This window comes from Candidatus Poriferisocius sp. (assembly GCF_965204145.1).
In the GTDB taxonomy this organism is placed as follows: domain Bacteria; phylum Actinomycetota; class Acidimicrobiia; order Acidimicrobiales; family Bin134; genus Poriferisocius.
In genome coordinates, this window is record NZ_OZ241977.1 from 661,239 (window position 1) to 681,050 (window position 19,812).

Sequence of the window (19,812 nt, forward strand, 5' to 3'; positions counted from 1 at the left end):
GCACCCGGGAGATGACATGACCAACCCGATCATGGAAGTCACCGTCACCGGCGTACTCCTCCGCAAGACTGGAGGGAGAGAGCTCCCGCTGAGTCAAGACGAATACCAGGCGATCTTCGACAAGGTGTCCGACAGCTTGCACGCCCAAGTCTCTGATGCCGGCGTGTCCGGTCAGGCCGAGACCGGCGAGTTGAGCATCTGGTTTCTCATTACAGATGCCGACGCGTTCGACGCCGCCCTAAAGAAGATGACAACGACCATCAGCAAGGTATTCCGCGCCGCCGACATCGTGGCCGAGCCAGTTCGCAAGCGGACGCCGCTGAGCCTGCCCCGAAGCCGCGATATTTACGAGTTTTTCGAAGGGTTCGAACTTGTTTCCTCCCGAGATTTCTCGGAGAAAGCCCTGTAGGCGATCTCTGCTCTTCTTATCATCCTTGAAGGGAAAGGAGAGTGTCTCTCCAGGATAGAAAAAGAACCTTGCAAGTCCTTGTGGAAGGAGTCTTTCGATCACATCTTTTGCCTGCTGATTTTCAAAGGTCTCGGAATGTGAATCGGGATGGTCAAAGGCAGTACTGATGTCATCGGCGATTGTATAACCACTGTAAGGCGATACTCTGTCCAAGGTAACGCCGTCTGGTTCTTCGTAGCGGGTACCGTTACGTTCGTATGCTCTATGGTTGCGTCGAATTCGATAAAGCCACGTGTCGCCTTCTCTTGTTTGTGAGGCATACAGTGTAACGGTGGCCTTCACTGGGTTGGACTTCGTAGCGTTGCCTAATTGGACGGCGTGATCGTTAACGTAATGCTGTTTGCCTTTACCTTCTTCAAGGTCCATTTTGCCATATAGACACCAGTAGATGGCGCTGAGTAGGGATGTCTTTCCTCCCCCGTTCTTGCCAAATATTAAAGTGATCGGCTGGTTATCAGAGGCAGCGATATCCATAAAGGACTCCCCTCTAAAGGGTCGCCAATTGTCTACCTCAAGACGTAGGAACTTCACGAGGATCCTCCTTCGCCGGCATTGGCATCATCGAGAGTCGTAATCCTCCCATCGATGTCACTGGTCCACTCCTCTCGTAACGGCTCTGCTCTCGCTAAAGCTGCTGCCGTGACAATGCTGGCCTCCAGATCGCTGGCTTGTTTAAATTCATCTTGGAGCAATCGGATCACCAGTCTTATGACCTCGGGACGCCTGTGTGACATTACGGGTTCATAGAATTCTGCGACAGTTACTTCTGACTCTGACACCATTATCATTCTCCTAGTGTGTCCCATAGGTTGTAGCGGTCCAGCAGAGGGCGGAGCATGGCGACGGCCTGATTTTTGTTGTCGGCTGCCTCGGCCATCTCCTTGGCCCGCAGGATCTCCTGGGCCACCAGCTTGCGTTCCATATTGAAGTTCTCGGCAAACTCTGGATAGGCGATGTAGTCGAAAGCGCTGGCGACCTTAGTGGAACCATCTTGTGGCTGTCGAAGAATCCGCCCGCGACGCTGGATGTACTGGCGGGGGTTCTTGGTGGAGGCGAGGAAGTGGGCGGTGCGAGCTGTCGGGACATCGATGCCTTGGTCGAGACACTTCATCGCTACTAGGCCGTCTATGGCTCCCGACCCCAGTTCTGTCAGCAGGTGTGAGCGAACGCCCAAGGGCGTGTCACCCATAAAGTTGTGGAAGCGTAGTCCGAGGCTGGATGCAGCCTCGTGGACCAAGGGTCCTTGGCGTTCTCCCGTGAGCGGCGACTCTCCTTCCGCCGTGTACACGAGGGAATAGTTTCGCTGGGTTTCGGGTAGCGATTCCACTGCTTCGCGAAACGCGCCTACTTTGCCTTCAGCGTGCCAGAGAAGACGGGCCCTCTCGAGCATGAACATCTTTGCGGAGTCATCGAAATCCTGGATGCTCAACCCGCTAGACATTCGGATTCGTTTGCCGATCTCGTGGCTTAGCCGGGCGTACTCGTCCATCTCCTCACTGCCAAGAGGGACGAGCACCGGAGTATAGACGTAATGACACAGCGCCCCGAGACGGACCGCTTCGCCGATACCGATGTCCAGCAGCACTTCACCGAAGTAGTCCTTGATGATGTCTGTCCCGTCTGGGTCAAGGTGCCGGTCGATAGTGGCCGAGAGCCCGAGTCTGTAGTGAAACTGCTCAGTCAACAGCTGTTGATTGCCGGCTGAGCCGAGGGCATGGCATTCGTCTGCAACCAAGAGCCGAGGGCTCGGGTAATCGTTAAGCGTCGACTGGAATCTCTTGTTGGCAGCAGACTGAGCTGTCCAAACCGCAACCGACGTACCGCCCTTCACTCGCTGAGTTCTCAAGGCGTTCCCAAGTCGGGTGAGGGCACCGGGATGAGTCGAGCAAACAGGGGCCATGGCCCACTTCCGCAGTTCACCTTCCCACATCTCCACCAGGCTGTTATCGGGCACCAAGACCAGGACCGACAGCCCAGGGGGCTCTTGGTAGATGCGCGCGAGGCGCTCAATCATGCCGAGGGCGGTGATGGTCTTTCCCGTCCCGGTCGCCATGGCCAGCAGGCCGCGACCCTCGGCATTGAACCAGGCCCTGATGGCAGTGCTCTGGTACGGGCGGAACTCGATTTCGTCGGGCACCTCGGGGAGGTTCAACACGTCAGCATCATCCGTCCTTTGCGTGCGGTTTGCCATCTTTTGAGGCCTCTTTGAAGCACGGGTGCGGGGCCGTCGCGGCGAGTACGTGTTCACCAGCCCCTCCTCCAGCGCCTTGGGGAAGGGCTCGACCCTCAATGTGCGTAGTCCCGCGGGATTGAACAGATCATCGACGGCTGCTTTGGCATCGGCAGCGTGCGGAGCCTCGGCCGCCACCCAGGAACGGTGTACCGGGAATGACTCAATATTCCCTCCGAGTCCAGAAAAGGTCTCATTCGGAGATCCTTCAAAGGTCAGATAATTGCCTTCCTCATCCTCGATCACTCCGATTTTCTCGTGGTAAAGGCACTCGGTCCCGTCGGCGTAGCCCGAGATAAGCCAAAACTCCATCAGCTCATGTTCGATCATCCAGGTTATTGCTCTCAGCGCATCGTCGAATTCGGGCCGGTGGTGGGTGCATTCCTGTTCAATGGAGCGTCTTTGGTATCCGAGGTCCATGTGTCGCAGGTCAATCTCCGGCAGGTTGGGGGAGGCGACGACTCGGATCGGGGCACTGGACTCATCGGCCCTGGCCAAGAATGCCTCCAATGCGGGGGCAAGCCGAGCAAGGGCTCCAGCTGTGAAATAGCCGACGGCGCGGTCGTACCTGACAGCCCGGCTTAGTGCGGGGACAAAGAAGTCATGAATTAAGTCATCGGCATCGCTGCTGTACCGGCGCTTGAAACTGGAGTAATCGGTCAGCCTGGCCGGTGGGACCAGGGGCTTGAGCTGGATTGCAGTCACAGATCTTCCATCATTGCTGCTATGTCAGGATCAATCGGGGGGGCTACGGGACGGGCGGCTTGTATTTCCTCTTCGCCGACGTGGACAGCCACTCCGGTGGGGGTTGGGCAAAGAAGAAGGCATACCCCAGGACCAATTTGGCGCTCTTCCAGCCACGGGCGAAGACGTCCGACGTCGACTTTTCCATTGAGATTAGTGATTCTCCAGATAACGCTGGCTTCATGCAGTGAGGAATCATTCACGCTGACGACTAGACTGTCTGATGGCCGCAATCCGTTCGCCCAGGCAACATGCGGGTTGATGCCGAAGGAATAGCCTCGCATGTGGTCTTCAGTAACTGTGTGCCGCTCCCCCCAACCCTCTCTTGTTTGAATAACCCCTGCCACTGTCGATGGAGGTATCGGGTCAAAGCTGAATGAGTCTGCGAACCTAACCGAGTCACCAACGACATTGAATATCGGGAGACCAAGATTCATGTTGATAGATGTGACACTGTTGCCAAAATCATTCGTAAATTCTTCGATTATTGCTGCTTTGCTGGCAACACCTCTTCCGCGTTCAATTCTCTGGGTTATCTCCGTAATGATGCCCTCATATTCCTCAAGTTCCCAGTCCCGTGGCGCAAGCCGAAACGCCATGTCTACACGCATCAGGTTTGAGCCCTGTCTGTTCTTGAGTGAACCGGCAGAACCATGGCCGATGGCCTCAATGAGTTCTACTGGTGTCATGGGCCTACAAGTTAGCCTGAGGACGCGCTCGGCCTTGTCGTGAATTGTGCCACCCCACTTGACCAACCATCCATCACCAATATTGCGCCAACCGCCGGAATCCACCAAAGTGTTCTGCGCTACATCGGAGAGAATAGGGATTCCAAGATCGCTAAGCACATCTTCAATATTGACCAACCATCCGTCCCCTATGGTGTCAGCTATTAGCGCCAATAGTTCCGACCGCGCATTGACACCCTTCTGGAGTAGGTGGTCTTTGTAAACATATCCAGCAATCCATCGTAAAATTTCAAATCGATAATCACCCAACCTGGTCTTCCATTGTTTGACGGCGTGATGGTCAGCGGGAATGACTAGACCAAATTCAGCGCTCAATCGCTCAGCCCCCCATTGAACAGTCTGGAATCGCTCGCTCGCAGATGCTTCTCGAATATAACCGGCATCTTTAGCAACAATTTGTCTGATTCGTTCACGGGTCAGGCCACGACTATCTCCAAGCTCTTCTAAGGTTGGCCTTTGTCGCGAGCATTCTCTGGCGAGAAATAGCTCAGGTTCGTGTACCTCGGCAATCAGTTCATCAATCTGGTCTCCCAGCAGGGGAACTTGGTGCCCCGTAAGTTGTGATATTGGGGTAGCATGTATGACTGCTATTGCTTTAGCGACCTCTGGGGGAATGTCAATCCCATTTTCGTGCGCCTTGAGAAGGCCACCTAAAGTGTCATCATCCGTGAATGCTCTTGCCCATTCAATTGCAACATATGTATTTGGATCAGGGAGAGTTGTTTTGGTTTCGCTGTCTCGTTGCAGAGCAATATTGTCTGCCCATATGTCTCTCGAGATGGTGGGCTTGTGGCTTTCGAGCGCCTTGTTGATCCGCTCAACTGTAAGAGTTCCAATATTCTGCATTCGGTACAATGCTTCGTCGGTCAAAGTTCCCAAATGTCCCCAAGTCAAGTAGTCATTGCGTTTAAACACGTTTTGGGCTCTAACGTCGAAAATTTCGTACTCAATCGGTTCATTGGCAACGTAAGCCATCCAGGTAAACTTGTCGCGAAATTGCGTTTCAGAATTGCTTGAGTGAGAAACTGACTTCAGTTGTCCGGACCCTACAACTGGATGTCGGTTGTTGTCGGAGGGTCCAAAGGCAGGAGAACTCTTATCAGGCGGCTGTTGCATCTGTTCTTTTGTTCCTCGCGTCTTGTTGGTGAAGCCGCTTCTTGGGTGCGTATGGGCACCCAGTTGCATCCCTCCGGTACGACCTAATGTCCCAACGGCCTATCGCTTAGGCAAAAAATGCTATGCACGGCTCCTGACGGTGTGCAACTCTGCGTACCCTCGTTCGTCATGCGCGGCTGCCATTCACCGAGACTTTGTAGCCAGCGTTGTCAGGTGAGATATGCGATGGGCTGCTGATTGGCTTGCCAGCTACTGACACGGCTGGGTCTCCCAGGGCTGGCATCTCCGGTTTCTTGATTGGCTTGATGAATTGGGGTAGCCACCCAGCAACGGCCTGCCCGCTATGGCCAGGGATGTATGTGTGGGGCTTTGTGGCCGAGGTGGGAGGTGAGGGCGGAGAAGTCGGGGGTGTCGGCGGTGATGATGCTGTCGTCGAGGCGGAGGGCGAGGGCCACGATATGGGCGTCGACGACGTCTGAGGTTTGGGATCGGCGGAGCAGGCCTCCCACCACTGGGGCATCGGCAAGGGTGAAATCGGGAATCTCTACTGATTCGAGGAACTTGGCGAGCTTGGCCTGTCGGCTTCCGTCGCGCCACACCTGGGCGACAACCGGAGCGGTCGTGCGCAGCGCGGCGCCCTCCTGCAATGCGGCGGTTAGGAAGGAGTGAGCGGTGGACTCGCCGCGGTCGATCGCTGCAAGGAGTCCTGCGTCGGGGATCACTGAGTGAAGTAGCGGCGGCGCATTGCGGCGACCTCATTGGGGTCGGGCAGGCCTGTTTCTTCGGACCATTCGTGCAACAACTCGCGCAAGGCGTCGTGGCCGTGGTTCTGTTCGGCCAGCAAATGAGCGCCTTGCCGGACCTCGCGGACAGCCTGATTGGCGCGGGACTGGGGTCCGATGGTCATACAAGGACTACCTATCACAACTTATGACAAGTTGTGATAAGTCTTCTCGCAGGTTGCGAAGACTTGTTAACGGTGTGACAAGTGCGGCAAGACGTGGGCCGAAGCAGCAGCCTGCTTTCCGCTGAGGCTCAGTTGAGCTTGCTGCTGGCAGCTAGACACCTGCATTGTATGTTTTTGAAGTTAGCACCCCATCTGGGTATTCTGGTTTGGTGACGGGAGCACAGTCGGAGCTGGTAGGAGAGCTGTTTGACGACCTCGGGGCTGAGCTGCTCATCGCCGGTTTGCGTTGGCCGGACGGTCCGGAATGTTCACTCTGCGGTTCGAGGGATGTCGCGGTGCGGTCGGCGGTTTCGCCTCTTAGGTGGCGGTGTCGTAGATGCCGCGGCGACTTCACCGTCACCACCGGTACGGCCATGCACGGATCGAGGATTGGGGTTGGTGGGTGGGTCACGGCGGCAATGCGTTGGCAGGGCCGTCGCTCTGAGTTGGCTCGCATGCTCGGGGTGTCATCGGCGACGGCTGGCCGGGTGTTGGCCGCTTTGGAGGCGACGGGGAAACCGCCTGGCGAGGAACGACTCCGGGCGCTGCTCGGTCAGCACCCCGATCCCGCCGAGGCGAAGCGGTCACGGCTGCCCGGCTACCTCGCCGCAGAACACGATCCGACCGCCGACATGACTGCGTCTGAGCGGGCGTGTTTGGCGGTGCTCCGTGACAGGCCTCGGGGCGTTCGGGCAGAAGAGGTGGCTATTGCGGCGCACATCTCCAAGAGGCATGCCCAGAGGTGCTTGGGGCGTCTCGCCGAGAACAAATTCGCCCGCAAGGAGGCCGCCAGCATTCCCTGGGGGTACAGGTCCCTCGACGTCGACTTGTGGTACTTGGACTTGACGGAGGAATGCGTGGCGGCATTGGCCCATCTGCCACGGCTGTCGAGAAGCGAGGACGGGGAGTGCCCCAAGCGGGTTCCGCCTGAGTTCTGGTGGGTGTTCTGGTCTGGAACCGAAGCGGCTGAGCTCAAGCTCCCCGAACATGCGGACTACGTCGCCAGCGTGGTACTCGACAGCCCCGACAGAGCGGCAAGAGAATGGGCGCTTAAGTCGCTGCCGGTGAGCGCCCTGTCCAAGTGCAGACAAATGCGCGGGTACGACACTGGCCGTCTCGCCGCCTACATAGACGCCGCCATCGACAGGAGGAGCGGCCGTGCCTGAGATTGGCGACTACAACGATGTGCTCCCCGCCGAGATGATCGGAGTGTGGCCGGTGCTGGCACAGGCAGTCCGTGGAATCGACGGGTCGCTGATGGGGGGAACGGCGCTGACGATTCATCTGAAGCACAGGACTTCGTTCGACTTGGACTTCATGACTGACGGGTCTTTCTCCGGTGAGGCCCTCGTCGGCGAACTCGTCCAGCTCGCGCCGGAAAGGCGGGTCGAAACACTCAGCGCGGGCACAGATGCACTTGATACCCGGATTGACGGTGTTGCCGTGCAAGTGTTCCGGCCGCAACCCCGACCAGAGGTGGGGCACCTGACGGTGTTGAGTGCCCCGATTCAAGTCAGTGGAATGCGAGTGGGATCGCTGCCCGACCTGCTGGCAGCCAAGTTGGATGTCATTCTGCTGCGACCGAAACTGCGCGACTACATCGACATCAAGGCCATTGATGAGCTGTCGCCCTACTCGCTCGAGGACGGCATCTTGTTCCATATGCGGCGATACGGAACAACCACTGCCAGCCGCGACCTCTCCAGGATCGTGGACCTGCTAGAGGATCCCGGTCCGCTCCAGCCCGATCGGGTATTCGACGATGATGACGACACGCTCGACTACCTCAGCGCTAGGGCACAAGACCTGCGCAAGTATCTCCACCACGAGATTATCGCCAGTCCGACAGTCCCCGCTCCTGACCTTCCCGATAGACCCAAACCCGCCGGAGGAGCGGCTAGCTGAGATTGGGCTAGTCGCTCCTGAACGGGGGGTTGGGTTGGGGCCTGGGGATTAGACGGTGAGGCGCTTGCGGCGGTGGGTGGCGGTGGTGAGGTGGGAGGCGGCGGCCAGTAGGAGGCCGGCGATGATTAGGGCGGCGGCGATTAGGAAGAGCAGGCGGCTTTCTGTGCCGGTGGCGGGGAGTTCTTCGCCGGTCATGTCATCCATGCCGTCGTTCATGTCGTCCATCTCGGCAGCCACGGTGGTGATGCGGCCCTCGCCGCTTTCGGGGTATTGGGCGGCGGGGATGGTGCCGTTTAGGCCGTCGCTGATGTAGGAGGCCAGGGACTGCTGGTCGGTGAGGCCCAGGTGGGTTCGGGTGCCGTCGCCGAAGAGGTATTGGTCGCCGCCGTTGGCCAGGAAGTTGAGGGTGACCAGGGCGATTGAGGGGGCACCGTCCACCACGGCGCCGTCGCTCACCAGCGCGGTGCCATCGTCGAGGGTGATCGACTGCACTCGGGTGCCCTCGGTGGTGACGGTGTTGTCGTCGCCGATCTCCTGGGGGGTGCCGGCCGGGTCGTAGACGAAGCTCAGTCCGGCCACCTGGGCGAAGCGTCCGCTGGAGCTCTCCACTCGGGATACGGCGTTCTCCAGCAGCACCTTTACCTGAGCGGGCGACACGTCTTCGATCACGGTCACGAGGTTGCCGAACGGGGAGATGTTGAAGGTCTCCAGCAGGCTGATCGGCCCGACTGGGATCACCGAGTCGTTGCGGATCCCGCCGCCGTTCTGGAGGGCCACGGCCGGTTCGGGCACACCGAAGTCGGCGGCCAGCCGTTGGCTGTTCCACAGCAGGGCGTCGGCCAGCAGGTTGCCCTGGTTGGTCTCGTGGGTGCGGATGCCTGGAGAGCGGCGCCCGTCCAGGGGCACCTCGGTGGTGCCCACTGGGGTGGCGGCCAGCTCGGCCAACGCTGCGGCCACGGGTTCAGTCACCTGGGCCTGCACGTCGGGGTGGGGTTCCACTGCATCGGATTCCTCGCCGCCGATCACTCGGCGCAAGCCGCTGGTCTCGTCGATGGCGGTCACGTTCCCGTCGGCGTCGATGGTCAGAACTAGTCGACCCACGTAGGTGTAGTCGCCTGGCGTGGTCACGATGGGAACGCTGGTCCCGTCGGATAGTGGGACAGAGTACGGGTAGGGGCCGTAGCGGTGGGGATCGGGGTCGTCGGGCAGCAGCAGAACGCCGTAGTCGGCCAACAGGACATCACTGCCGCCGGCCACGATGGCATCTACGCCAGTCAGGTGGGAGGCCAGGTCGACCTCGCTGCTCAGGGCCTGCAAGTGGGTGGACAGCACGATTATGTCCACCCCGTCGCCGGTCAGCCGGTCGATCTCGGCCTGCACGACCTCGGCCACGTTGGACATCACCTGCACGTTGCGGGGGCTGGAGATGTAGGTCAGCTCAGGGGTGGTGGCACCGATGATGCCGATGCTCCGGCCCTGCTTCTCCACCACTGTCGACTTGGCGATCCGGCCCTGCTCCACCAGCGCGGCCAGAGCGGGCTCGCCGGAGAAGTCCAGGTTGGCGCTGATGAACGGGGCGGTCGTGGTCTCGGAGATGAACCGAGCCAGAAGATCGGGCCCAAGGTCGAACTCATGGTTGCCGATGGTCAAGGCGTCGTAGCCGATCAAGTTGAGAGCCAGCGCGTCATAGAACGGGCTGTCGTCGCCGAGGCTCACCGACAGTTCGGGGCCGCTCAAGAAGTTGTCGCCCGAGCTGATGGTGATCACGGCAGCGCCATCGTCGGCGGCCTGGGACCGCAGTTGGTGTACTAGCGAGGCGAAGCGGGCCACGCCGCCATGATCAGGGGCGGACGACGACGCCTGCACCAACTGCGATTCGCCGTCGTTGTGGTGCAGGATCACCAGTTGGAGGTCGCCACTGCTCTCGCTGGTGGTCTCGACTTCTTGGGCGCCAGCGGTGACCGAGCCCAGCAGGGCGGCGGCCAGCCCCAAGGCGATCAGTGCCCACGCGATACGGCGGATCTTCATCAGTCGGCTCCCTTGTGTTGATGAACTCTCAGTGAGGGGCGTATCACCTCGGGAGCCCAGTTCGACTCGAAACCGATGCCCGACAGCCAGGTCTCCACCAGCTTGCCGTTCTCGGCCCGAAAGGCCTGCACCCAGTCCCATTGGTTGCCGTCCACCTTCCAGGTGCCGATGGCCACCACGTGGTCGTCCTCGGCGATGAGCCGGTAGCGCAGGTCGGTGAACTCGGCCTGGCTGCACAGCGCGGCCACCTGCTGCTGGTACTCCTCGGCGGTCACCGAGCGGGTGCCGCCCATCTCGTGGCGCACATAGACCGGCCCGGCCAACTCCGGCACCAAGTCCGGATTCTGCGCCCCCCACATCTCGTCATACCACCGGCGCAGCACGGCCTTGGTCTCCTCCGCTGTTCCTCGATCACCCATGGCCTGAAACTACGACAGCCGGTCGCCAAGTGCCGCGTCGAATGCCGATGGCCGGTACCGTCGCAGTGTGAGCGATGTGAGCCCTGGTTCCACCACCGGGATGTTCGCGTCGCTGTCCAACCGGGCTTATGCCCTGTTGTGGTGGTCGGGGCTGGTGGCGTTTCTGGCCGTGGGCATGCAGATATTGGCTCGGGGCTGGCTGGCCATCGAGCTCACCGACAGCAACTCCAGCTTTGCTTTAGTGCTGGGTGCCTTCGGCATCGGCATGGTTACCGTCACCCCGTTCGGGGGCGTGGCCGCCGACCGCTTCCCCCGTCGGGCGCTGATCCTCGGCTCCCATGTCTCTCTCACCTTGAGCGCCTTGTGGCTGGGAATCATGGTGGTGCTGGGCCTGGAGGAGTTCTGGATGCTGCTGGTGGCGTCGGTGATCCAGGGGTCGTCGTTCGCGTTCATGGGACCGGCCCGGATCGCCATGACCGGCGAGGTGGTGGAGCGCGAGCTGCTGTCCAACGCCATATCGCTCACCCAGCTCACCGTGGCCAGCACCCAGTCGGTGGGGCCGTTCGTCGCCGGGGTTCTGGCCGATACGCCCAATTTCGGCTTGGCCGGGGTTTACCTGCTGAGCGCCGGTCTCACCACGGTGGGGGCCATTCCGGTGCTCATGCTGCCGTCGTCGCGGCCCCAGCAGCGCGAAGCCCACAGCCCCCTGGAGGAGATTGCCGAGGGGGTGGGCTATGTCGCTCGGAATCCCTATCTGCGGGTGGTGGTGATCTCCACTGCGCTCATGCTGCTGGTTGCCATGCCCTATCAGGCGTTTCTGCCCAAATACACCGAGAGCGTGTTCGGGGTGGGAGTGCTGTGGCTGGGCGTTCTCCAGGGGGCCAACGCGCTGGGCGGCACCGTCACCGCGCTGCAAGTGGCCCGGATGCGCGACAACACACAGCTCTGGCGACTGCGGGTGATCAGCTTGACCGTGGTGGCCGCCGGGGTGGCCGTGTTGGCCATCACTCCCAACCAGTGGGCCGCGCTGCCGGTGCTGTTCGTGCTGGGCGGCGCGGCCACCACATTCCAGACCGCCAACATGTCGATGTCGCTGCTTCTGGCCGAGCCGGTGTACCACGGGCGGGTGCAGAGCCTGGTGATGATCGCGTTCAGCGCCCAGAGCCTGGTGGCGTTCCCGATGGGGGCTTTGGCCGACCAGATCGGGCTGCGGGAGATGCACGGCTACATGGCCGCGGCCACCGTGCTGGTGGTGGTGTGGTCGGTGCTCGCCGGACGCCAGGCCCGCCGCCAAACGCAGGCGAGTGCCGGCCAGAGGGTTGCTCGTTGACATCTGAAAATCGGATGTCTAAATTGGGTCGATGGACAGGACTCCCGGGCGGGGATGCGCTTTGTTGAACATCGGCGATTTCAAGCGTGACTCCCACGCCGCTAAGTACGTCGTCGAGCTCGATGCCCGACCCCAGGCTTCTGATCGGCTCTTCTGGCTGCTCAACGACCCGGCCAATGAGCAGCGGTTGGTTGATGCCGAGTTGAACGGGATGCCCGCGCTGGCCGGAGTGGCCCGGATACTGGAAGACGACCCTGAAATCGGCGATGTGCTCGAATCCGACCCCATCTCGCTCCGCTTCCGACAGGCCGTCGGAGTGGCCATCAAGCTGAAGATGGCCAAGCTCGGCTGGGAGTCAACCGGCAAGAAGGGCGCGGTCAAAGGCGCCCGCCACTTCACCAAGGCTGAGCGTTACGAAGAACAGCCGTGGGACGCCGAGGCATACAAGAAACGCGCCCTGGCTGCTTTGGATCGGGTGGCCCAGATGGGTGACGCCGCTGAGCATGAGGAGACCGGTCGCTTCCTCATGGAGGCCCTAGCGGAGACCCGCCGCGCGGAGGGCCGCCCGTTTTGAGATGCTGCTGATCCTGGACAGCGGCCCGTTGGGCATGCTGTGCAATTCCAAGGCCACCGAATCATTCCAACAGGTCTACCGGTGGGCCCGGAAACATCTAGGAGGCGGTAATGAGCTTGCCGTTCCCGAGATTGCCGACTACGAAGTCCGACGCGAGCTGTTGCGCGGTGGCAGACAAGCCAGTGTGGCCCGGCTCGATGAGCTCCGGGTGGGCCACACGTACCTGCCGCTGACCACCGAGGTGATGCATGACGCGGCATTGCTTTGGGCCGATGCCCGCAACGCCGGCCGGCCCACCGCCCACCAGGCCGCCCTCGACGGGGATGTCATCCTGGCCGCGCAGGCCAGAAGCGCTCAGGCTGCCCATGGCCGCGGCGCCGTCGTGGTGGCCACCACCAACGTCGACCATCTCGCCCGCTATACCCGCGCCCAACAGTGGTTTGAAATCTGACGTCGACCGCCGCGGCCAATAGAGCTGCGAGCGCTAGGCCCGGGCGCTGACCAGCCAGGCGGCGGCGCCCATGGTGATGCCGTCGGCGGTGCGCCGGCGGTCGACCATGGCCCCGAGGGCGGCCTTGACCCGGTCGATCACATGCTCGTCGGCGTTCTCGGGGATGGCCGCGCCGGGCAGCAGGTCCACGTAGTAGCGCACCAGCTCATCGGTGGTGCCGCCGCCGATGTTCACCGGCAGGTCGTGGGGGGTGATGTCGATGTCTACCAGCCCGGCTCCGGTGAGGACCGAGCTGATCCGATCGGCCGAGGCCAGCGAGAACGGGCCGGGCGCGTCGGGATCCATCGGATCGGGCGGGCCCAGCACCTCGGCCACGGCCTGTCCGGGCTCGGTGACCCAGGAGTTCTCCGCGGGGGAGCGCCAGCACACAAAGGTAAGTCGGCCCCCGGGCCGCAGCGCCCGCCGGAGGTTGGTGAATCCGGCCACCGGCTCGGCGAAGAACATGATCCCCATTCGCGAGAAGGCAGCGTCGAAGTGCCGGGGCTCGAACTGGTGGGCGCCGGCATCGGCCACCACAAACTCGGTGTTGCCCAAACCGGCGTCGACGGCCCGTCGGCGGGCCTCGTCCAGCATGGGTGCCGACACGTCCACCCCGGTCACATGCCCTGCCTCGCCCACCAGGCGGGCCAGCTCCAGGCTGGTGGTGCCGGTGCCGCAGCCGATGTCCAGCACATGCTCGCCGGGGTCGGGGTGCAGCCGGGCGATGGCAGCCTCTCCCAGGGGGGCGAGCATGGCGTCCAGCCTCTCCCGATACTCCACCCACACCGGTCCCCGGTCGTTCCAATAGGTGCGGAGCGCCTCGGCTACGTCGGCCATCGCCCAAGTCTGCCAGAACGCTCGGGCATGGGGGCAGGCCAAGCGCTGGTGCGACGCGCCCGCTACGAGGGAAGCCAAGCCGCTGTGGCCGGTTGGCCTGCACCCATGCGGCCCAGTCGGGCTACAGTCCCCGGCGGTGAAACCTGCTCCTTTTGAATACCACGCTCCCGAGACGGTGGCCGACGTGGTGGGCCTGCTGGCCGAGCACGGAGACGACGCCAAGCCCCTGGCCGGCGGCCAGAGTTTGGTGCCCCTGCTGGCCATGCGCCTTACTCGCTTCGAGCACATCGTGGACTTGAACCGGGTGGACGAGCTGTTCGGCGTGACCGCCGACAACGGCAGCGTCCGCATCGCGGCCATGACCCGCCAGGCGGCCGTCGAGACCGACGCCACGGTGGCCGAAAGCGTGCCGCTGCTGCACCTGGCCACCCCCCACATCGGCCATTTCCAGATCCGCAACCGGGGCACCATCGGCGGCTCGGTGGCCCACGCCGACCCGGCGTCGGAATACCCCGCGGTGATGCTGGCCCTCGACGGCACCGCCGAGATCGCCTCGGCATCGGGCACCCGAGAGGTGCCGGCCGCCGAGTTCTTCGAGTCCACGTTCATGACCGCAGTGGCCCCCGATGAGCTGCTCACCGCCCTGCGGTTCTCGGCCTGGGACCAGCCCGCCGCGTTCGCCTTCGATGAGATCGCCCGGCGCAGCGGCGACTTCGCGCTGGCCGGCGCTGCTGTGGGCATCGGCACCGACGCTGCCGGGCGCATCAACCGGGCCGCGGTGGGCATGCTGGGCGTGGGCCCCATTCCCCTGCGGGCCTCGTCGGTGGAGGCGGCGCTGATGGGGCTGGCCGCAGCCGACGCCGACCCCGCCGAGATCGGGCGTCTGGCGGCCGACGACATGGACCCGATCGGCGATGTCCACGCCAGCGCCGACTACCGCCGCCGGGCCGGCTCCACCCTGGTGGGGCGGGTGCTGGCCGACGCCCTAGCCCAGGTGACCGAGGAGGCTGGCAATGGCTGATCAGATCCCCCTTTCGATGACGGTCAACGGCCGGGCCAGGCGAGGAGCGGCTGAGCCTCGGCTGACCCTGGCCGACTTCCTTCGGGAACAGGCCCTGTGTACCGGCGTCCACTTGGGCTGCGAGCACGGGGTATGCGGCTCGTGCACCGTGCTGATGGACGGCGAGGCTGTGCGCTCCTGCCTTCTGTTCGCGGTGCAGGCCGACGGCGCACACATCACCACTGTGGAGGGGCTCGCCCCCGACGATGAGACGCTCCACCCCGTGCAGGAGGCGTTCCGCGACTGCCACGGGCTTCAGTGCGGGTTCTGCACCCCCGGCTTCGTGGTGTCGGTGGCCGCCTTCCTTGAAGCCAACCCCGATCCGTCCGACGACGAGATCCGCCACGGCATCGCCGGCAACCTCTGCCGCTGCACCGGATACCAGGGCATCGTGGCCGCCACCCGCCAAGCCGCCGCCGCTCTACGAGGAGGCAATGATGAGTAACACGGCTGCCGCCGCCCGCTACGTCGGCCAGTCGGTCAAGCGGCTGGAAGACCCCCGCCTGGTCACCGGGCACGGGCGCTACGTGGACGACATCGTTCTGCCCGGCATGCTCCACGCCGCCTTCGGGCGCAGCGACCTGGCCCGGGCCACCATCACCCGTCTCGACACCTCGGCAGCCGAGGCCCTCGAAGGGGTTCACGCCGTTTTCACCGGCGCCGACCTCAACTCCCACAACGATTCGCTGCGGGCGTCGCTTCATCCGCCCGAGTCGCCCGCGCCCCCCGCCAACATGCTGGCCAACGGAGACGTGCGCTTCGTGGGCGACCCCTACGTGATGGTGGTGGCCGAGAGCCGCTACATCGCCGAGGACGCCCTCGAGTTGGTCGACGTCGAGTTCGAGCCGCTCGACCCGGTGGTCAACTACGAGACCGCGGCCGAATCCGACGATCTCGTCCATCCCGAGCTGGGCAGCAATCTGGCCCACGACCTGCCCGTGCCCAACCCGGCCCAGCAGGAGGCCTTCGAGACCGCGGCCCACATCATCACCGAAACCTGGCACCAGCACCGCCAGACCAACGTGCCCATGGAGACCCGGGGCATCGTGGCCTCCTGGCAGCCCCACGCCGGGGTGATGGAGGTGTGGGCCTCCACCCAGAGCCCCCACGAGATGCAGCTCGTCGGCGCCCGGGTGCTGGGCATCGGCGAGCACAAGATCGTGGTCCACTTCGGCGATGTGGGCGGCGGATTCGGCCAGAAGATGTTCTTGGGCCGCGAGGACATGGCGGTGCTGGTGGCCGCCAAGCTCCTGGCCAGCCCGGTGAAGTGGATCGAGGACCGCCGCGAGAACCTGCTGGCCTCCAACCACGCCCGCATCGAGCAGATGACCGTCACCATGGCGGTGGACGAAAACGGCAACTTCTTGGCCGCCGACCTCGACCAGCTGGAAGACGACGGCGCCTACCCGCTGGGCGGCCCGGCCACGCCCGGCGCCATGGCCACCATGCTCTATCCCGGCCCCTACCGGATGGGGCCGGTGAGCTGGCGGGCCCGCACCGTCTATACCAACACCTGCGGCCGGGGGGCCTATCGAGGCCCGTGGCAGATGGAAAGTGTGGCCCGAGAGCAGATGATCGACCGGGTGGCCCGGGAGATCGGCATGGACCCCCTTGAGCTGCGCCGCCAAAACGTGCTGAACCCCGACGACCTTCCCTATCAGGTGTCCACCGGCCTGTTCTTCGAGACCACCATCTCCCCGGAGCAGACCCTGGAGCAGGCCGCCGAGATGATCGGCTACGACGACTTCCGGGCCGAGCAGGCCAAGGCCCGCGAAGAGGGGCGCTACCTGGGCCTGGGCATGGCCCTCTACATAGAGCCCACGTCGATGGGCATGGGGCCGCTGGGCACCGAGTCGGCCATGCTCCGGGTGGAGGTAGACGGCCACGTAAACGTGTTCATGGGCACCGGCTCGCACGGCCAAAGCCTGGAGACCACCATCGCCCAGCTGGTGGCCGACGAGCTCGGGGTTCGCCCCGAAGACGTCACCCTGCACCAGGGCCACGGCTCCGGCTACGGGTTCGGCACCGGCGGCAGCCGCTCGGCGGTCATCGCCGGCAGCGCGGCCCGGGCCGCGGCCTCTGGCGTGCGAGACAAGGTGGTGGCCATCGCCGCCCACCTGATGGAAGCCTCCGCCGACGACCTGGAGGTGGCCGACGGGGTTGTCTCGGTCAAGGGCACGCCGGCGGCGTCGATGACGATGGCCCAGGTGGCGGCCACCGCCTACCAGAACTCCGATGCGCTGCCCCCCGGCACCGAGGCCGGCCTGGAGCACACCGCCCGCTACAAGGCCCCGCCCTCCACCCACTCCAACGCCTGCCACATCTGCACCTGCGAGCTCGATCCGGGCACCGGCAAGGTCACGCTCTTGCGCTATGTGGTGAGCGAGGACTGCGGGGTGCTGATCAACCCCATGGTGGTCGACGGCCAGATCGCCGGGGGAGTGGTGCAGGGCATCGGCGGGGTGCTCTATGAGCACTGCGTGTACGACGAGAGCGGCAATCCTCTGGCGTCCACCTTCCTCGACTATCTGGTTCCCACCGCGGCCGAGGTGCCCGATCTGGAGACCGGCCACGTGGTGGTGCCCTCCGACACCCCCGGCGGGCACAAGGGAACCGGCGAGGGCGGGGCCATCGGAGCGCCCCCCGCGGTGTTCAACGCGGTGGCCGACGCCCTGGCCCCCTTCGGGGTGTATCCCAACCGCCAGCCCCTCGACCCCAACGCGGTGCTCGGCCTGATCGCCTCGGCTTTCGACTCCTAGGAGTGTCCAACCAATGAGGTTCGCCCTGTTCTACGAGATCCCCGTGCCCCGCCCCTGGGACGAGGACAGCGAGCGCCGCGCCTACGCCGAGGTGCTGGAACAGGCCATCTTGGCCGACAAGCTGGGCTTCGACAGCGTGTGGACGGTGGAGCACCACTTCTTGGAGGAGTACTCCCACTGCTCCAACCCCGAGGTGCTCTACGGCGCCATCGCGGCCCGCACCGAGAACATACGCATCGGCTACGGGGTGCGGCTCGCTCCCAAGCCCTACAACCATCCGGTGCGCTCGGCCGAGTCGGCCGCCACCTTGGATGTGATCAGCGGGGGCCGGGTGGAGTTCGGCACCGGCCGATCCAACAGCCGGGCCGAGTTGGAGGGCTTCGGCATCGACCCCAACGAGACCCGGGCCATGTGGACCGAGGCCGTGGAGCACATCGCCGGCTGCTGGATGAACGACGAGCACAGCTTCGAGGGCGAGTACTGGTCGATGCCCCGGCGCCGGGTGATCCCCAAGCCCCTCCAGAAGCCGTGCCCGCCCATGTGGGCTGCGGCGGGCAGCGACGAAACCCACCACATCGTGGGCTCCATGGGCATGGGGCTGCTGTCGTTCAGCGTGTTCGTGCCCATGCCCGACCTGAAGAACAAGATCGACATCTACCGCAGTGCCATCGCCGACTGCGCCAACCCGGTGGGCGGGCGCATCAACAACCGGGTGGCCAGCTTCACCATGGTGCACTGCGCGCCCACCACCGAGGAGGCCTACGAGGTGGGGCGGCAATCGTTCGAGTGGTACCCCATCGCCGGGTTGCAGCTCTCGGCCTCGATGCCCGCCTGGCAGGCCGACCGCAACCTCGAGTTCAACGACTTCCAGTACCTCGGCGCGATCACCGAGTTGCTCGACAGCGGCATGGCCGAGCAGGCCATGAACCTGGAGGGGCTGGTGGAGATGGGCACCGCGCTGATCGGCGATCCCGACCAGGTGATCCGCCTGGCCAAGGGCTATGAGGAGATCGGCACCGACCTGCTGTTCTGCGCGGTGCAGCCCTACAACATCCCCCACGACAAGGTCATGGCGTCCATCGAGCTCCTCGGCCGCCACGTGTTGCCGGCGTTCGACCATTAGCTCTTCGCCACCCGCCTCGGGACCGGGAACCGCCGGTGCCCCTACGTCCAAGTCCGGCATGGGCTTGGGGATGTGGGCCGCGGCCACCGGCGTCTTCTTATTCAGCTGGGGTCCGGTCTTCGTTCGCGACAACGAGTTCGGGGCCCTGCCGTTCGCGTTCTGGCGGCTGATCGGGGCCGCGGCCTGGGCGGTGGCTGCGCTGCACTTGCGGGGCGGCCGGCTAGACCGCCGGGTGCTGCGCCACTCGTTGGCCGGCGGGGTGGTGTTCACCGTCAACGGGGCCACGTTCTTCACCGCCATCAAGACCACGTCGGTGGCCAACGCCATGGTCATCGGCGCCACCGCCCCCATCTTCTTGCTGTGGGCCGCCAGCCGGATCTTCAAGGAGCAGATCAGCTACCGGGTGATCGTGGCCACCCCGGTGGCCATCGCCGGGATGGTGATGATGCTGCTGGGCCGCTCAGGGAGCAGCGGGGGCGGATCGCTCACCGGCGATGTGCTGGCGGTGGTGGCCGTGATGTCCTTCTCCGGCTACCTGGTGGCTTCCCGCATCGCCCGCAATCACCTGACCGCGCTGGAGTATCAGGCGGGCTGGTCCACCATCGCCGCCGCCCTCATGCTGCCCATCGCGCTGTTGTCGTTCGACCCCCTGTTCATAAGCGACACCTGGAGCTGGGGGGTGGCCGCCGCCATGGCGGTGACCGCCGGAGTGGCCCACCTAACGTTCAACTACAGCCACCGGTACGTGTCTTTGCGCACCATCTCGCTTTTGAACATGACCGCCCCGGGCCTGGCCGTGATGTGGGCCTGGTTCTTGTTCGACGAGCAGCTCGGCGGATTGCAGTGGCTAGGTGTCCCCTTGGTGGCGATTTCGGTGCTCGCCGTCATATTGGATGAGTGAGCCAGCCGGTGGGCAGGGTAAAATCACAGGCTGATCCGGGGTAGCTCAACCGGCAGAGCAAGCGGCTGTTAACCGCTAGGTTGTGAGTTCGAGTCTCACCCCCGGAGCCAAACCAGCACCAGATGGGGAAGC

Annotated in this window: 18 protein-coding genes, 1 tRNA gene and 2 pseudogenes; 13 read left to right on the forward strand and 8 right to left on the reverse strand. The window is 63.6% G+C overall.

Translation table 11 applies throughout. The annotated features are described in order from the left end of the window. Window positions 1-16: 16 nt before the first annotated feature. The gene (locus ACOGI7_RS02900) at window positions 17-409 is read left to right on the forward strand and encodes a hypothetical protein (RefSeq protein ID WP_419851539.1); all 393 of its coding nucleotides are present in this window, start codon (window positions 17-19) and stop codon (window positions 407-409) included. Window positions 410-571: 162 nt separating this feature from the next. Here the strand turns inward: ACOGI7_RS02900 and ACOGI7_RS02905 are convergent. From ACOGI7_RS02905 to ACOGI7_RS02925, 5 genes and pseudogenes are all read right to left on the reverse strand, one after another. After that, window positions 572-1,000 (reverse strand): annotated as a pseudogene (locus tag ACOGI7_RS02905) (AAA family ATPase); the annotation flags it as partial. A 253-nt stretch (window positions 1,001-1,253) separates the two neighbouring features. Continuing rightward, window positions 1,254-3,404, reverse strand: coding sequence for a DEAD/DEAH box helicase family protein (locus tag ACOGI7_RS02910; RefSeq protein WP_419850429.1), 2,151 nt, complete (start codon window positions 3,402-3,404; stop codon window positions 1,254-1,256). Further along, a complete protein-coding gene (locus ACOGI7_RS02915) occupies window positions 3,401-5,167 on the reverse strand; it encodes a hypothetical protein (protein ID WP_419850430.1) in 1,767 nt (588 codons plus the stop codon). The genes ACOGI7_RS02910 and ACOGI7_RS02915 overlap by 4 nt, the downstream gene beginning before the upstream one ends. Before the next feature lie 482 nt (window positions 5,168-5,649). Continuing rightward, complete coding sequence (locus ACOGI7_RS02920) at window positions 5,650-6,030, reverse strand: hypothetical protein (RefSeq protein ID WP_419850431.1); 381 nt, start codon at window positions 6,028-6,030, stop codon at window positions 5,650-5,652. After that, window positions 6,027-6,215: a hypothetical protein gene (locus tag ACOGI7_RS02925; RefSeq protein ID WP_419850432.1), complete on the reverse strand. Its 189-nt coding sequence runs from the start codon at window positions 6,213-6,215 to the stop codon at window positions 6,027-6,029. Before ACOGI7_RS02925 ends, ACOGI7_RS02920 begins: the two co-directional genes overlap by 4 nt. A gap of 209 nt (window positions 6,216-6,424) precedes the next feature. Here ACOGI7_RS02925 and ACOGI7_RS02930 point away from each other — a divergent pair. The 3 genes and pseudogenes from ACOGI7_RS02930 to ACOGI7_RS02940 form a co-directional block, all read left to right on the forward strand. Beyond that, a pseudogene (locus ACOGI7_RS02930) lies at window positions 6,425-6,586 on the forward strand (transposase); the annotation flags it as partial. Window positions 6,587-6,718: 132 nt separating this feature from the next. Continuing rightward, window positions 6,719-7,420: a hypothetical protein gene (locus ACOGI7_RS02935; RefSeq protein ID WP_419851540.1), complete on the forward strand. Its 702-nt coding sequence runs from the start codon at window positions 6,719-6,721 to the stop codon at window positions 7,418-7,420. Continuing rightward, the gene (locus ACOGI7_RS02940; protein ID WP_419850433.1) at window positions 7,413-8,159 is read left to right on the forward strand and encodes a nucleotidyl transferase AbiEii/AbiGii toxin family protein; all 747 of its coding nucleotides are present in this window, start codon (window positions 7,413-7,415) and stop codon (window positions 8,157-8,159) included. The genes ACOGI7_RS02935 and ACOGI7_RS02940 overlap by 8 nt, the downstream gene beginning before the upstream one ends. A gap of 48 nt (window positions 8,160-8,207) precedes the next feature. Here ACOGI7_RS02940 and ACOGI7_RS02945 read toward each other — a convergent pair whose 3' ends face one another. Both ACOGI7_RS02945 and ACOGI7_RS02950 read right to left on the reverse strand, forming a co-directional pair. Next, a complete protein-coding gene (locus ACOGI7_RS02945; RefSeq protein ID WP_419850434.1) occupies window positions 8,208-10,187 on the reverse strand; it encodes a 5'-nucleotidase C-terminal domain-containing protein in 1,980 nt (659 codons plus the stop codon). Beyond that, a complete protein-coding gene (locus ACOGI7_RS02950) occupies window positions 10,187-10,606 on the reverse strand; it encodes a nuclear transport factor 2 family protein (RefSeq protein WP_419850435.1) in 420 nt (139 codons plus the stop codon). Before ACOGI7_RS02950 ends, ACOGI7_RS02945 begins: the two co-directional genes overlap by 1 nt. Before the next feature lie 67 nt (window positions 10,607-10,673). Here ACOGI7_RS02950 and ACOGI7_RS02955 point away from each other — a divergent pair, with 67 nt between their 5' ends. From ACOGI7_RS02955 to ACOGI7_RS02965, 3 genes are read left to right on the forward strand one after another with little or no spacing between them, the layout of a single operon-like run. Continuing rightward, window positions 10,674-11,936 (forward strand): MFS transporter, encoded by a 1,263-nt coding sequence (locus ACOGI7_RS02955; RefSeq protein WP_419850436.1) that lies wholly within the window; start codon window positions 10,674-10,676, stop codon window positions 11,934-11,936. Window positions 11,937-11,967: 31 nt separating this feature from the next. Further along, entirely contained in the window at window positions 11,968-12,510 is a 543-nt protein-coding gene (locus ACOGI7_RS02960; protein ID WP_419850437.1) for a hypothetical protein, read from the forward strand. A 1-nt stretch (window position 12,511) separates the two neighbouring features. Continuing rightward, the gene (locus ACOGI7_RS02965; protein WP_419850438.1) at window positions 12,512-12,961 is read left to right on the forward strand and encodes a nucleic acid-binding protein; all 450 of its coding nucleotides are present in this window, start codon (window positions 12,512-12,514) and stop codon (window positions 12,959-12,961) included. Window positions 12,962-12,994: 33 nt separating this feature from the next. Here ACOGI7_RS02965 and ACOGI7_RS02970 read toward each other — a convergent pair whose 3' ends face one another. Next, on the reverse strand, window positions 12,995-13,837 hold the full coding sequence (locus tag ACOGI7_RS02970) for a class I SAM-dependent methyltransferase (protein WP_419850439.1): 843 nt from the start codon (window positions 13,835-13,837) through the stop codon (window positions 12,995-12,997). A 136-nt stretch (window positions 13,838-13,973) separates the two neighbouring features. Between ACOGI7_RS02970 and ACOGI7_RS02975 the strand changes: the two genes are divergently transcribed. The 6 genes from ACOGI7_RS02975 to ACOGI7_RS03000 all read left to right on the forward strand — a co-directional run bounded on the left by ACOGI7_RS02975 (window position 13,974) and on the right by ACOGI7_RS03000 (window position 19,790). Then, window positions 13,974-14,858: an FAD binding domain-containing protein gene (locus ACOGI7_RS02975; RefSeq protein ID WP_419850440.1), complete on the forward strand. Its 885-nt coding sequence runs from the start codon at window positions 13,974-13,976 to the stop codon at window positions 14,856-14,858. Next, complete coding sequence (locus tag ACOGI7_RS02980) at window positions 14,851-15,342, forward strand: (2Fe-2S)-binding protein (protein ID WP_419850441.1); 492 nt, start codon at window positions 14,851-14,853, stop codon at window positions 15,340-15,342. The genes ACOGI7_RS02975 and ACOGI7_RS02980 overlap by 8 nt, the downstream gene beginning before the upstream one ends. Beyond that, window positions 15,335-17,656: a xanthine dehydrogenase family protein molybdopterin-binding subunit gene (locus tag ACOGI7_RS02985; RefSeq protein WP_419850442.1), complete on the forward strand. Its 2,322-nt coding sequence runs from the start codon at window positions 15,335-15,337 to the stop codon at window positions 17,654-17,656. Before ACOGI7_RS02980 ends, ACOGI7_RS02985 begins: the two co-directional genes overlap by 8 nt. Window positions 17,657-17,669: 13 nt before the next feature. After that, complete coding sequence (locus ACOGI7_RS02990) at window positions 17,670-18,779, forward strand: LLM class flavin-dependent oxidoreductase (RefSeq protein WP_419850443.1); 1,110 nt, start codon at window positions 17,670-17,672, stop codon at window positions 18,777-18,779. Window positions 18,780-18,837: 58 nt separating this feature from the next. Further along, entirely contained in the window at window positions 18,838-19,680 is an 843-nt protein-coding gene (locus ACOGI7_RS02995; protein WP_419850444.1) for a DMT family transporter, read from the forward strand. 34 nt (window positions 19,681-19,714) lie between these two features. After that, a tRNA-Asn gene (locus ACOGI7_RS03000) sits at window positions 19,715-19,790 on the forward strand. The last annotated feature ends 22 nt before the right edge of the window (window positions 19,791-19,812 follow it).